Source organism: Pseudomonas sp. NPDC088429, from assembly GCF_044753305.1.
In the GTDB taxonomy this organism is placed as follows: Bacteria; Pseudomonadota; Gammaproteobacteria; order Pseudomonadales; family Pseudomonadaceae; genus Aquipseudomonas; species Aquipseudomonas rustica.
Window position 1 is genome coordinate 22,741 of the sequence record NZ_JBIVMX010000058.1, and the last position, 13,761, is coordinate 36,501.

At 60.0% G+C, this 13,761-nt stretch carries 11 protein-coding genes; 6 read left to right on the top strand and 5 right to left on the bottom strand.

What is annotated here, in order from left to right; translation table 11 throughout:
* Positions 1 to 168 precede the first annotated feature (168 nt).
* Positions 169 to 492, top strand: a complete 324-nt coding sequence (locus tag ACIP66_RS22680; protein WP_082341407.1) for a hypothetical protein — start codon at positions 169 to 171, stop codon at positions 490 to 492.
* Positions 493 to 667: 175 nt separating this feature from the next.
* On the top strand, positions 668 to 2,032 hold the full coding sequence (rmuC, locus tag ACIP66_RS22685) for a DNA recombination protein RmuC (protein ID WP_178124210.1): 1,365 nt from the start codon (positions 668 to 670) through the stop codon (positions 2,030 to 2,032).
* A gap of 98 nt (positions 2,033 to 2,130) precedes the next feature.
* Here rmuC and ACIP66_RS22690 read toward each other — a convergent pair whose 3' ends face one another.
* Together ACIP66_RS22690 and ACIP66_RS22695 are read right to left on the bottom strand one after the other, a co-directional pair.
* On the bottom strand, positions 2,131 to 5,601 hold the full coding sequence (locus ACIP66_RS22690; RefSeq protein WP_400651033.1) for a NahK/ErcS family hybrid sensor histidine kinase/response regulator: 3,471 nt from the start codon (positions 5,599 to 5,601) through the stop codon (positions 2,131 to 2,133).
* A gap of 247 nt (positions 5,602 to 5,848) precedes the next feature.
* Entirely contained in the window at positions 5,849 to 6,391 is a 543-nt protein-coding gene (locus ACIP66_RS22695) for a TetR/AcrR family transcriptional regulator (RefSeq protein WP_400651036.1), read from the bottom strand.
* Between the two features lie 91 nt (positions 6,392 to 6,482).
* On the opposite strand from ACIP66_RS22695, the gene ACIP66_RS22700 reads away from it, so the two are divergent.
* From ACIP66_RS22700 to ACIP66_RS22715, 4 genes are all read left to right on the top strand, one after another.
* Positions 6,483 to 7,682, top strand: coding sequence for an MFS transporter (locus ACIP66_RS22700; RefSeq protein WP_400651039.1), 1,200 nt, complete (start codon positions 6,483 to 6,485; stop codon positions 7,680 to 7,682).
* Between the two features lie 44 nt (positions 7,683 to 7,726).
* Complete coding sequence (locus tag ACIP66_RS22705; protein ID WP_212550946.1) at positions 7,727 to 8,038, top strand: cupin domain-containing protein; 312 nt, start codon at positions 7,727 to 7,729, stop codon at positions 8,036 to 8,038.
* Positions 8,039 to 8,143: 105 nt separating this feature from the next.
* Positions 8,144 to 9,295 carry a TDT family transporter gene (locus tag ACIP66_RS22710; RefSeq protein ID WP_400651042.1) on the top strand — a complete coding sequence of 384 codons (1,152 nt, stop codon included), beginning with the start codon at positions 8,144 to 8,146 and terminating at the stop codon, positions 9,293 to 9,295.
* 97 nt (positions 9,296 to 9,392) lie between these two features.
* Positions 9,393 to 11,267: an MFS transporter gene (locus ACIP66_RS22715; protein WP_400651045.1), complete on the top strand. Its 1,875-nt coding sequence runs from the start codon at positions 9,393 to 9,395 to the stop codon at positions 11,265 to 11,267.
* Positions 11,268 to 11,364: 97 nt separating this feature from the next.
* On the opposite strand, the gene sugE is transcribed toward ACIP66_RS22715, so the two are convergent.
* The 3 genes from sugE to rdgC all read right to left on the bottom strand — a co-directional run.
* The gene (gene sugE / locus ACIP66_RS22720) at positions 11,365 to 11,679 is read right to left on the bottom strand and encodes a quaternary ammonium compound efflux SMR transporter SugE (RefSeq protein WP_008077894.1); all 315 of its coding nucleotides are present in this window, start codon (positions 11,677 to 11,679) and stop codon (positions 11,365 to 11,367) included.
* A 118-nt stretch (positions 11,680 to 11,797) separates the two neighbouring features.
* Positions 11,798 to 12,763, bottom strand: a complete 966-nt coding sequence (locus ACIP66_RS22725; protein WP_400651048.1) for a bile acid:sodium symporter family protein — start codon at positions 12,761 to 12,763, stop codon at positions 11,798 to 11,800.
* A 147-nt stretch (positions 12,764 to 12,910) separates the two neighbouring features.
* Positions 12,911 to 13,761, bottom strand: an 851-nt coding sequence (rdgC, locus tag ACIP66_RS22730) for a recombination-associated protein RdgC (RefSeq protein ID WP_400651050.1), incomplete at its 5' end; no start/stop codon positions are given.

Here is a 13,761-nt window from a genome sequence, read left to right on the forward strand (position 1 = left end):
CAAGGGTTTGCGAGGGTTCAAGGGCGGTTGTCCACTGAGTTATCCACAGCTTCTGTGGATTGTCCCGAGCGCTTGCTCTAGCACGGGCGTGCCGGGTTTTTTTCGGACTTTACCTGTAAGAAAAAGAGAGTAGAGTGGCGCGCCTTCCGATCTGTCCCACAGTGCTTTATGAAGTTTCGCTCAGTATCAGACTCTGTTACCTCAGAACCCCCTCGTGTTACCCCGCCCAAGCGATTTTCTGTGCGCGTCGCCGAATGGCTGCTCGACAGCCCGCGCCTGAGCGACAGCCACAACGCCAAACACCTTGCCGGCCGCCTGCTCAAGCAGCCTGCGCGCGAAGGCGTGGTCGCTGCGCAAAGCCGTCTCGGCCAATTGATGTGCCGCGAGTGCGGTAACGCCCGCGACCGCCGCATCGGCCAGGATCTGCTGCGTTCAGCTGCCCGTGCCGGCGACCGGCGTGCGCAGCAGGAACTCGGTCTCATCGAAGACTGAGCTGTCCAAGACCTGACACCTTGGTTAACCTTCAGGCTTTATTGGATGGGCAGGAATCTCTATGGCGATGGACTTGACCAGCGTATTGCTCGGTCTCGCGGCAGCGGGGTTGCCATTGCTGGCGCTGGCCTGGCAACTGCAACGCAGGGCGAGCAACGGCCAAGCCGACGTGGCCCTGCTCGAAGAGCGGCTGGCCATGGCGCAACTGGCGCAGGACGGCCTCAACGCTCAGCTTGAGGCGAGCCGCGATGAAGTCGCTGATCTGGGCCAGGCCAACGCCGCGAAACAGGCTGAACTGGCGGCCCTGCGCCGTGAAGTCGAGTTGCTGCAGATCGAGCGCGACGACGCCCGCGATGCGTCCCACGCCTGGAACATCGAACGTGCCAGCAAAGAAGCCGAACTGCGCCGTCTCGACGCGCAAGCCGCTTCGTTGAACGCCGAGCTGCGTGAGCAACAGGAAAGCCATCAGCAACGCCTCAGCGACCTGCAAGGCTCGCGTGATGAGCTGCGCGCGCAGTTCGCCGAACTGGCCGGCAAGATCTTCGATGAGCGTGAACAACGTTTTGCCGAAACCAGCCAACAGCGCCTCGGCCAGTTGCTCGATCCGCTGAAAGAACGCATCCAATCCTTCGAAAAACGTGTGGAAGAAAGCTATCAGGCTGAAGCCCGCGAGCGCTTTTCGCTGGCCAAGGAGCTGGAGCGTTTGCAGGCGCTCAACCTGCGCCTGAGCGACGAAGCGACCAACCTGACTCGTGCCCTCAAGGGCCAGAAAACCCAAGGCAATTGGGGCGAGCTGATTCTCGAACGCGTGCTCGAACACGCCGGTCTGGAGAAGGGCCGCGAGTATCAGACACAGGTGAATTTGAAAGGCCCGGACGGCGAGCGTTTCCAGCCCGACGTGGTGATTTATCTGCCGGGCGACAAGCAGGTGGTGGTCGACTCGAAAGTCAGTCTGACCGCGTATCAGCAATACGTCGCCGCCGAAGACGACACCCTCGGCCAGATTGCGATCAAGCAGCACGTACTGTCCCTGCGCAATCACGTCAAAGGCTTGGCCGGCAAGGATTACAAGCGTCTGGAAGGCCTGCACAGCCTTGATTTTGTTTTGCTGTTCGTGCCGATCGAAGCAGCGTTCTCGGCGGCGTTGCAGGCTGAGCCGTCGCTGTTTCAAGAGGCGTTCGACCGCAACATCGTGATTGTCAGCCCGACCACATTGCTGGCGACGCTGAGGGTCATCGACAGCCTGTGGAAACAGGAGCGCCAGAGCCAGAACGCCCGGGAAATCGCCGAGCGTGCCGGATGGCTGTACGACAAGTTCGTGCTGTTCATTCAGGATCTGGACGAGGTCGGCAATCGTCTGCAACAACTGGACAAAGCCTACAGCTCAGCGCGCAACAAACTGACAGAAGGGCGCGGCAATCTGGTCAGCCGCAGTGAGCAACTCAAACTGCTCGGGGCGCGAGCGAGCAAGAGCTTGCCGGCGGATCTGCTGGAGCGGGCGATGACTGATGTTGATGGCTTGGTTGAGTTGCCTGAATAAAGATCAAAAGATCGCAGCCTGCGGCAGCTCCTACACGGGATTTTTGTCGAACACAAAAATCCCGTGTAGGAGCTGCCGCAGGCTGCGATCTTTTGCTTTTAGAGCGGCACATACCGACTCAACAACGCCCGCAAAGCCGCCGGTTTCACCGGTTTCGCCAGATAATCCAGACCCGCCGCATGCACCTGCGCCACCGTTTCCGGCCGCCCATCCGCACTGATCACCACCCCCGGCACCGGCTCGCCCAGCGTTGTGCGTAACCACGCCATCAACTCTGTCCCGGTGTCGCCGTGATCGAGGTGGTAATCCACCAATGCCAGTTGCGGCCGCACGCCATCCTTAAGCAACGCCGCACATTCCTCACGATTGCGCGCCGTCCACACCTGACAACCCCAGCGGCTGAGCAAACTGTTCATGCCAATCAAAATGCTGTCTTCATTGTCGATGCACAGCACCTGCGCGCCGCCCAGCAACTTGCCGTTCAACTCGACGGCGGCGCTGGCCGGCACGGTTTGCGTTGGGGCCAATGGCACGCTGACGCTGAACACACTGCCGCGCCCCGGCCACGAACGCACGCGCAACGTATGGCCGAGCACGCGACACAAGCCATCGGCAATCGCCAGGCCAAGCCCCAAGCCTTTTTCGGCGCGGGTCTGGTGGCTGTCGAGGCGTTTGAATTCTTCGAAAATCACCTGCAGCTTGTCCTCCGGAATCCCCGGCCCGCGATCCCACACTTCCAGCGACAATTCTTCCCCGCGCCGACGCACGCCGAGCAGCACCGGGCCCTTGGCGTAGCGGAATGCATTGGTGAGGAAGTTCTGCAAAATCCGCCGCAGCAATTTGCTGTCGCTGTCGATGCGCAGATGACTGCCACGCACGCGGAAGGTCAGGCCTTGTTCTTGAGCCAGTGCCTTGAATTCGGCGCCGAGAATATCGAACAGCTCATTGAGCGCAAACGGCTTGCGATCCGGGTTGATCTTGCCGTTTTCCAGGCGCGAGATATCCAGCAAATCACTGATCAAGTCTTCGGCTGAACGCAGCGAACTGTCGAGGTGCTGCACCAGTTTCTGCGCCTCGCTGCTCAAACCATCGTCCTGATGGGAGAGGGCGGCGGAGAACAGGCGGGCGGCGTTCAACGGTTGCATCAAGTCGTGGCTGACCGCTGCGAGGAAGCGGGTTTTCGACTGGTTCGCCGCTTCGGCAGTGCCCTTGGCTTCGGTCAGCGCGACGTTGAGTTGCGACAGTTCCTGCGTGCGCTCGCTGACCCGTTGCTCCAGCCCCTCGTTGGCCTCGGTCAGCGCCTGCTCGGCTTCGCGGAACGCAGTAATGTCGGTGAAACTCATGACGAAACCGCCGCCCGGCATCGGGTTGCCGATCAGTTCGATCACCCGACCGTTGGGGAACAGCCGCTCGGAGGTGTGTGCACGGCCCTGACGCATCCAGTGCAAACGGCGGGCAACGTGTACTTCGGCTTCGCCGGGGCCGCACAAGCCGCGCTCGGCGTTGTAGCGAATGATGTCGGCAATCGGCCGGCCAACGCTGATCAAACCGTCGGGATAGTTGAACAGCTCCAGATAACGGCGATTCCACGCCACCAGTTTCAGCGACTGGTCGACCACGCTGATGCCTTGAGTGATGTTCTCGATCGCGCCTTGCAGCAGGGCGCGGTTGAACTGCAACACTTCCGACGCTTCGTCGGCGATCCGGACTACGTCCTCCAACTGCATTTCCCGACCTTCGATGGCGGCTTTTACCACGGCGCGCGTCGAAGAAGCGCCAAGCACACCGGCCAACAAGCGCTCGGTGTGGGCGATCCATTCGCCATCGGCGTTCTGGTTCGGATTGAAGCCTTTGCCCTGACGGTAGGCGAAACGGATAAAGCTCTGCCGCGCGCGTTCTTCACCGACAAACCGCGCCGCCAGTTGCAGCAAATCGTCGATCTGCACCGCCAGCATTGAGCGCGCACTTGGCCGCGCGCTGATCTCCTGACCGATGAAACGCCCGGCCTGCCAGTGTTCCGATACCCGCGTGCGCGACAGCACCGAGACCCACGCGAACAGGGTGAAGTTACCGGCCAGCGACAGCACCACTCCTTGTGTCAGCGGGGTGATCGGCAAGTTCAGTGGATTGCTGTGCAGCCACGCCAGCCCCGGAAAACTGCTCAGGGATAAGCCCAGGCTGTGCGCGGCAATCGGCAGAATCAGCGTGTAAAACCACAGGAAAGTACCGGCAGCGAGACCGGCAAAAACCCCGCGCCGGTTGGCCTGTTTCCAGTACAGCGCGCCGAGCATGGCCGGGGCTAATTGGGTGACAGCGGCGAAGGCAATCTGGCCGATGGTTGCCAGACTCGCGGTGGAACCGAGCAGGCGATAGCTGACATACGCCAGCAACAGAATCACCACGATGCTGACGCGGCGCACCGAGAGCATCCACTGGCGGAACACTTCGAACGGGCGCTCGGCGTTATTTCGGCGCAGCAACCACGGCAACAGCATGTCGTTGGAGACCATGGTCGACAACGCTACGCTGGCGACAATCACCATGCCGGTCGCCGCCGACGCGCCGCCGATAAACGCCAGCAGCGCCAGCGCCGGATGGGCTTGAGCCAACGGCAAACTGATCACAAAGGAGTCGGGGAGTACGTCGCTCGGTAACAACATCTGACCGGCGAGGGCGATCGGGACTACAAACAGCGCGGCCAGTGCGAGGTAGGCCGGGAACACCCATTTGGCCAGACGCAGATCTTGCGGGTCGATGTTCTCGACTACGGTGACGTGAAACTGCCGGGGCAGGCAGATAATTGCCATCATCGCCACGCCGGTCTGCACCACCATCGATGGCCAGTTAATGGTTTCTTTCCAGTACTCCTCGAGGCGCGGGGCGAGCATTGCCTGGTTGAACAGGTCATCGAAACCGTCGTACAGACCGAAAGTGACGAAGGCGCCGACCGCGAGAAAGGCAAACAGCTTGACCAGCGACTCAAAGGCAATCGCCAGCACCATGCCGCGGTGGTGCTCGGTGGCGTCGAGGTTGCGCGTACCGAAGACGATGGTGAACAGCGCCAGCACCAGCGACACGATCAGCGCCGTGTCCTGCGCGCGGGTGCCCATGGCGTCGGCACCGGCGCCGATCAACAGGTTCACGCCGAGGACGATGCCTTTGAGTTGCAGGGCGATGTAGGGGAGGACGCCGACCAGGCAGATCAGCGCGACGACCACCGCCAGCGATTGCGATTTGCCGTAGCGCGCGGCGATGAAGTCAGCGATGGAGGTGATGTTCTCCTGTTTGCTGATCATCACCATTTTCTGCAGCACCCACGGTGCGCCGAGTAGCAGCAGAATCGGCCCGAGGTAAATCGGCAGGAATGACCACAGTTGTTCGGCGGCCTGACCGACCGCGCCGAAGAATGTCCAGCTGGTGCAATAAACCGCCAGCGACAGGCTGTACACCCAGGCACGCATCCGCGGCGGCAAAGGCGCGCTGCGACGGTCGCCGTAGAAGGCGATGGCGAACATGATAGCCATATAGGCCAGGGCGACGGCGGCGATCAGCCCGGTGGACAACGACATGCAACACTCCCGACAGAAGACTCCCCGGCAACCCTGTCCGGGCCAACAGTCTCGCATGAGTGCGGCGGTTAGTCAGTGTCGACCAAGGTCGTGGCGTGGCGGGGTGTCGCAGGGATGGAACCGGCTGGTTCTGCGATGAACTGTAGGAGCTGCGGCACGCTGCGATCTTTTGATCTTTTGATCTTTTGATCTTTGAAATCAAGATCAAAAGATCGCAGCGTGCCGCAGCTCCTACAGGGGATTGGCGTCAGCGCTGATTCAGTGCGACATCGATCAAATGGTGCAGCTCATCCACTTCAAGCGCCGCCGCCGAAAACAGGATCCGGAACACCACCGGTGCCACCACCAGATTGATCAGCCGATCAACACTCGGCGCGATCTCATCCGGATGCCGTTCAATAATCGTCTGCAACTGCGCGCCAATGATCGTCACGCAATACCCCGGCGTCGCGCTCGCCTGCACGTCGCGCATCATGTTGCGGCCGGGCTCGGAGCTCATCTCGTCGAGATACTGTTCAGCCCACGCCCGAATATCGCTGCGCAAACTGCCCGTTGCTGCCGGCTCGCTGTCCGGGCGCATGCGGGCGAGGGCGACGTCTGCGAGCAACGCCGCCAGATCCCCCCAGCGACGATAAATTGTCGACGGCGTCACCCCCGCGCGTGCGGCGATTTGCGGCACGGTCACGGTCGAGCGCTCCTGCTCTTGCAGGAGCGCGTGGACTGCCGAATGAATCGACTCTTGCACCCGGGCACTGCGGCCGCCGGGGCGTAAACCTTCTTTAATAGCCATGCGGCAGACCTTAACACAAAGAATTTGCTTTAAGCGCGAGGCGGTAGCACACTCCGCAAAAGCAAAAAATTAGCTTTTGCGGAGTATGCCCATGACCAGCCCCTTGAATAACGTCGTTTCAAACCGCTCCAGCCTGTGGTTTCTGGCGATCACCTTACTCAGTTTTCTCGCCGCTTCCACCGCGCCGACGCCGTTGTATCACCTGTATCAGGATCAACTGCATTTCTCGGCGGTGGTGCTGACGCTGATCTTCGGTGTCTATGCGCTCAGTCTGTTGGCGGCGCTATTAACAGTGGGTTCGCTGTCCGACCATGTGGGACGCAAACCGGTGATCTTCTCCGCCGTGCTGCTCAATGCCTTGGCGATGCTGCTGTTTATCTATGCCGACAGCGTCACATGGCTGATCAGCGCGCGCGTCCTGCAAGGTTTCGCCACCGGCATGGCCACTGCGGTGTTGAGCGCGACGTTGCTCGATACGGATCGCCAACAAGGGCCGTTGATCAACAGCGTCGCGCCGCTGTTGGGGATGGCGTTGGGTGGTTTGGGTTGTGGATTGCTCGCTGAATTCGCTCCGGCGCCGTTGCAACTGACTTATTGGCTGCTGCTCGGATTGTTTGTATTGCAGGGGATTTATGTCTGGCGCCTGCCGGAAAGCGTCTCGCCGCAAGCCGGGGCCTGGGCGTCATTAAAGCCGACGCTGCACGTGCCGGCTCAGGCCCGTTCAACATTGTGGCGAGTGCTGCCGTTAAACACCGCGACATGGGCGCTTGGTGGTTTTTACGCCTCGCTGGCTCCGTCATTGGTGCGCACGGCCACCGGTTCAACGTCCAACCTGATCGGCGGCTCGACCGTGGCGGCATTGACCCTGACCGGTGCGTTGATGATTTTCACCTTGCGCAATCGCAGCGCCAAGCAAGCCTTGCGACTGGGCGCGAGTTTGCTGCCGATGGGGCTGGTGCTGATCTTGCTCGGCGTGCACAGCGCGAGTCTTTCGCTGTTCTTCCTCGGCACGCTGGTCGCCGGTTGCGGATTTGGCTCGGGTTTCCTCGGCGCAGTGCGCAGCCTGGTGCCGCTGGCATTGCCTCACGAACGGGCCGGTTTGATGTCGGCGTATTACGTGCTCAGCTATCTCGCGTTCTGCCTGCCGGCATTGTTGGCCGGTTATCTGGCTCGTACCTATGGCTTGCTGGCGACCACCGATGGTTACGGCGCAGTGCTGATCGTGTTGGCGGTGGGCGCGTTGTTGCTCAGCCTGCGCGCCAACGCAGTCAAGGTGTGCAGCGCTCCCTGAGTTTCGGTTAGCCTTGCTTGGCCATTCTTCTCACGGATCGATTCATGAAGATTATCCGCAGCAAAACCTTCACCGCCGACCGCGCCTGGGGCGCGCTGGACATCGCCAATATGAACGGCATCACCACGCGCCTGCACTGGACGGATCAGCCGTACAAATGGCACGTCAACGATGGCGAAGAAGTGTTCGTGGTGCTCGATGGCCAGGTGCAGATGCACTACCGCGAAAATGGCGAAGAAAAACAGGTGCAGCTCGACGTTGGCGATATCTTTTACGCCTCGGTTGGCACCGAGCATGTCGCGCATCCACAAGGCGCGGCGCGGATCCTGGTGATTGAAAGCGAAGGCAGCGTCTGACTGCTTATTGGCAAAACAGATAACAGTTAGAGATATTACCCGTTATATAGATATTCGATTCGGATCTACCATGAATTCCACCTCACCTGAGGACAGGAGTTCATGATGATTTGCCCCAACAGCGCCAAACCCGGCATCAAGCCATTTAGCCAACTTCAGCATCCGCGTGAAGTTATCCGCCAATTCACACCGAACTGGTTCGCCGCGACCATGGGTACCGGTGTGCTGGCGCTGGCGTTGGCGCAACTGCCGGTGGCGATCCCCGGTTTGCACGCCGTGGCCGAAGGGCTGTGGTTGTTCAACATTTTGTTGTTCACGTTGTTTACCCTGGCTTACGCCGCTCGCTGGATTGTGTTTTTCGATGAAGCGCGGCGGATTTTCGGGCATTCCACGGTATCGATGTTCTTCGGCACCATCCCAATGGGCCTGGCGACGATCATCAACGGCTTTTTGGTGTTCGGCCTGCCGCGCTGGGGCGACGGGGTGATTCATCTCGCCGAAGTGCTGTGGTGGATCGACGTGGCGATGTCGCTGGCCTGCGGCGTGTTGATTCCGTACATGATGTTTACCCGTCAGGAACACAGCATTGATCAGATGACCGCCGTTTGGTTGTTGCCCGTGGTCGCGGCAGAAGTGGCGGCGGCCAGCGGCGGCTTGCTGGCTCCGCATCTGACCGATGCCCACTCGCAACTGGTGGTGCTGACCACCAGCTACGTGCTTTGGGCATTTTCCCTACCGGTGGCGTTCAGCATTCTGACAATCCTCTTGCTGCGCATGGCCCTGCACAAACTGCCTCACGAAAACATGGCCGCTTCGAGCTGGCTGGCCCTTGGCCCGATCGGCACCGGTGCGCTGGGCATGTTGCTGTTGGGCGCTGATGCACCGGCGATCTTCGCCGCCAACGGTCTGCCGGGCATCGGCGAAATCGCATCGGGCATCGGCCTGGTCGCCGGCATCACGCTGTGGGGCTTCGGGTTGTGGTGGATGTTGATGGCGCTGCTGATCACCGTGCGTTATCTGCGTGACGGCATCCCGTTCAATCTTGGCTGGTGGGGCTTCACCTTCCCGTTGGGTGTTTATTCGCTGGCAACGTTGAAGCTGGCGAGCACCTTGAATCTCGGATTTTTCAGCGTGGTTGGCTGTGTGTTGGTGACGTTGCTCGCGATCATGTGGCTGATCGTCGGTAAACGCACCGTGCAAGGCGCGTGGCGTGGCGAGCTGTTTGTTTCACCGTGCATCGCCGGTTTGAAGAAATAACCTGAAATATTTAGCTAAGGTGTGGCCTGGATTGCGGTTTGTGAATCCAATAGACAGTATCCAGACCACCCCCAGCAAAATCAGGGAAACACGGAAGATGAGTCACTCCTCACAGTTCAACCTGCTGCGCACGCGACGGTTTTTGCCGTTCTTCATCACGCAATCGCTCGGCGCGTTTAACGACAACGTGTTTAAACAGTCGTTGATCCTCGCCATTCTCTATCGGCTGACCATCGAAGGTGACCGCTCGATCTGGGTCAACCTCTGTGCGCTGCTGTTTATTCTGCCGTTCTTTCTGTTCTCGGCGCTGGCCGGGCAGTTTGGCGAAAAATTCGCCAAGGACGCGTTGATCCGTCTGATCAAACTGGCGGAAATCGCCATCATGGCGGTGGGATCCGTCGGATTCTTGTTCGATCATCTGTCGCTGATGCTGGTGGCGTTGTTCGCCATGGGCACGCACTCGGCGCTATTCGGGCCGGTGAAGTATTCGATCCTGCCGCAGGCATTGCGCGAGGATGAACTGGTCGGTGGCAATGGCCTGGTGGAGATGGGCACGTTTCTGGCGATTCTGGCCGGCACCATCGGCGCCGGGGTCATCATGTCTTCGACGCACTACGCGCCACTGGTGTCCGGCGCCATCGTTGGCATTGCCGTGCTGGGTTATCTCGCCAGCCGCAGCATTCCACGGGCGGCGGCGTCCTCGCCGGAAATGCGCCTCAACTGGAACATCTTCAGCCAATCGTGGGCGACGCTGAAACTCGGCTTGGGCCAGACGCCAGCGGTGTCGCGTTCGATCGTCGGCAACTCGTGGTTCTGGTTTGTCGGGGCGATTTATCTGACGCAGATTCCGGCGTATGCCAAGGAATGGATGCACGGCGATGAGACCGTGGTCACCTTGATTCTGACGGTGTTCTCGGTCGGGATCGCCCTCGGTTCAATGCTCTGCGAGAAGCTTTCCGGGCGTAAAGTCGAGATCGGTCTGGTGCCGTTCGGCTCGTTTGGTCTGACCGTGTTTGGCTTGCTGCTGTGGTGGCATTCCGGCGGGATTCCGGACAGCGTCACTGGCCATAGCTGGGTTGAAGTGCTGGGCTTTGTGCACACGTGGGCGGTGTTGATCGACATTCTCGGTCTGGGCATTTTCGGCGGCTTCTATATCGTGCCGCTGTACGCGTTGATCCAGTCGCGCACCGCCGAGAACGAGCGCGCGCGGGTAATCGCAGCGAACAACATTCTCAACGCACTGTTTATGGTGGTCTCGGCCATCGTTTCGATCGTGTTGTTGAGCGTGGTCAAACTGTCGATTCCGCAGCTGTTTCTGGTGGTGTCGCTGCTGAACATCGGCGTCAACGCCTACATCTTCAAAATCGTCCCCGAGTTCAGCATGCGTTTCATGATCTGGCTGCTCAGCCATTCCATGTACCGCGTCGAGCATCACAACCTTGAGGCGATTCCTGATGAGGGCGCGGCGCTGCTGGTGTGCAACCACGTATCGTTCGTCGATGCCTTGCTGATTGGCGGCGCAGTGCGTAGGCCGATTCGCTTTGTCATGTACTACAAAATCTACAACCTGCCGGTGCTGAACTTTATCTTCCGCACGGCGGGAGCCATTCCTATCGCTGGGCGGCAGGAAGATATCCAGATCTATGAGAAGGCCTTCACGCGGATTGCTCAGTATCTGAAGGACGGCGAGCTGGTGTGCATCTTCCCGGAAGGCAAATTGACCGCTGATGGCGAGATGAATGAATTCAGGGGCGGGCTGACGCGGATTCTAGAGGAGACGCCGGTACCGGTGATTCCGCTGGCGTTGCAGGGGTTGTGGGGGAGTTTCTTCAGTCGCGATCCGAACAAGGGGTTTTTTCACCGGTTGTGGTCGCGGGTGACATTGGTGGCGGGTTCGGCGGTAGCTGTGGAAGCGGCGGAGCCGGCGAAGTTGCAGGTGTTGGTGGGGGAGTTGCGTGGGGCGGTTAGATAGTCGCTGATTTTTAGGGCCTCTTCGCGAGCAGGCTCGCTCCTACATTTGAAACGCGTTCCCCTGTAGGAGTGAGCCTGCTCGCGAAAGCGGTAGAGGCCTAAGCGCTGACCTTAAGCCCAATCAGCCCGGTGATGATCAACGCCACACTCGCCAGCCGAATCAACGCCATCGATTCGCCAAACAGTATGATCCCGGCAATCACCGTGCCCACGGCACCGACCCCAGTCCAGATCGCATACGCCGTGCCCAGCGGCAATTCCTTCATCGCAAGGCCGAGCAGGCCAAGGCTGATGGCCATGGCCGCAACGGTCAGTGCAGTAGGAAGTGGACGGCTGAAGCCATCGGTGTATTTCAGGCCAACGGCCCAGCCGACTTCGAACAGGCCGGCGAAAAACAGAATGATCCAGGACATGAGAGACCTCCATCGATTGACGGGGTCGTCCCCAGATTAATGACTCGATCGAGCCGCGAGGTCGTCCTCGCGTTGCGCGATAGTTTGACCAGCATTAACCCGGGGATCAAGTTTCAGCTCAGTCGGCAGCCTGTTGCGCCAGCGCCTCGCGATCTTCCTTTTCGCTCATGCGGCGGAAGTAGGTCGACAGCAGCGCACCGGAAATATTGTGCCAGACACTGAACAACGCGCTCGGCACTGCTGCCAATGGCGAAAAGTGCGCGCTGGCCAACGCAGCGCCCAATCCCGAGTTCTGCATGCCGACTTCCAGCGCCAGCGATTTGCGCTGAGCCAACGGCAGCTTGAACAGGCGACCGGTGAAGTAACCCAGCATATAACCGAAGCTGTTGTGCAGCATCACCACGGCCATGATCAGCAGACCGGATTCGGCAATTTTCGCCTGGCTGGCGGCGACCACGGCAGTGACGATAATCACGATGCTGACCACCGACACCAGCGGCAACACATCCACCGCATGACGAACCTTGTCGCCAAGCAGACGCTGGGCAACCACGCCGAGAATGATCGGCAACAGCACCACTTGCAGGATCGACCAGAACAGCTCCATGAACGACACCGGCAACCACGCCGAAGCCAGCAGCCAGATCAGCGCCGGGGTCAGCAGCGGAGCGAGGAGGGTGGTGACGGCGGCGATGGCCACCGACAACGCCAGATCACCACGGGCCAGCCAAGTCATCACGTTGGAGGAGGTGCCGCTTGGGCAGCAACCGACCAGAATCACCCCGACGGCGATTTCCGGCGGCAGGTGAAATACCTGGCAAAGCAACCACGCCACGCCGGGCATGATCACGAAGTGTGCAACCACGCCCAGCGCCACGCGCCACGGATGGCGGGCAACGGCAGCGAAGTCGTCGAGTTTGAGGGTCAGGCCCATGCCGAACATCACCAGCCCGAGCAGCGGCACGATCGCGCCTTTGAGGCCGAGGAACCACGCCGGTTGCAGGAACGCGATGACCGCGAAAATCAGAACCCAGTAAGCGAAGGTATTGCCGACAAAGCGGCTGAGTGCAGCCAGTGCGCGCATGGCTTGTTCCTTATTGTTAGTTACACCACAAAACCAAATGTAGGAGTGAGCCTGCTCGCGATGGCGGTCGTTCAGTCAACATTGATGTTGAATGTCAGTCCCTCATCGCGAGCAGGCTCACTCCTACAGTTTGGACATCACAAGGGTTTAGATCCCCTGCGGAGTCTCTTCACCACCCAGCGCTTCGACCAGCGCCGGCAGGAAGTCGCCGAAGGTCAGCATCATCAGGGTGAAGCTGGCATCCAGTTGACCCAGTGCCTCATCGCCACCGTCCTGTTCCGCCTGATCCTGCAACAGGTCTTCGAACTTCAGACGTTTAACAGTCATCTTGTCGTCAAGCATGAACGACAACTTGTCCTGCCACGCCAGCGACAGCTGCGTGACGACTTTGCCGGTGCTCAGGTGCAGCTGGATTTCTTCGCTGGTCAGATCCTGACGTTTGCAACGAACGATGCCGCCGTCTTCGTGGGTGTCGCGCAGTTCGCACTCGTCCAGCACATAGAAGTCGTCGGCAGCTTTCTGCGTGGTGACCCATTCGGTCATGGTCGCGGTTGGCGACATTTTCACGCTCAGCGGACGGACGGGCAGGGTGCCGATCACTTCGCGCAGGGTCGACAGCAAGTCTTCAGCGCGTTTCGGGCTGGCCGAGTTGACCAAAATCAGGCCTTGTTTCGGCGCGATGGCGGCGAAGGTCGACGAGCGACGGATAAAGGCGCGCGGCAGGAAGGCCTGGATGATTTCATCCTTGATCTGATCGCGTTCCTTCTTATAGACCTTGCGCATCTGCTCGGCTTCGATCTCTTCGACCTTTTCCTTTACCGCGTCGCGCACGACGCTGCCCGGCAGAATGCGTTCTTCTTTACGCGCGGAAATCAGCAGGAAGTCACCGCTGACGTGTACCAATGGAGCATCTTCGCCTTTGCCGAACGGCGCGACGAAACCGTAGGTGGTCAACTCCTGGCTTGCACATGGACGCGCCAGTTTGGTGGCCAGTGCAG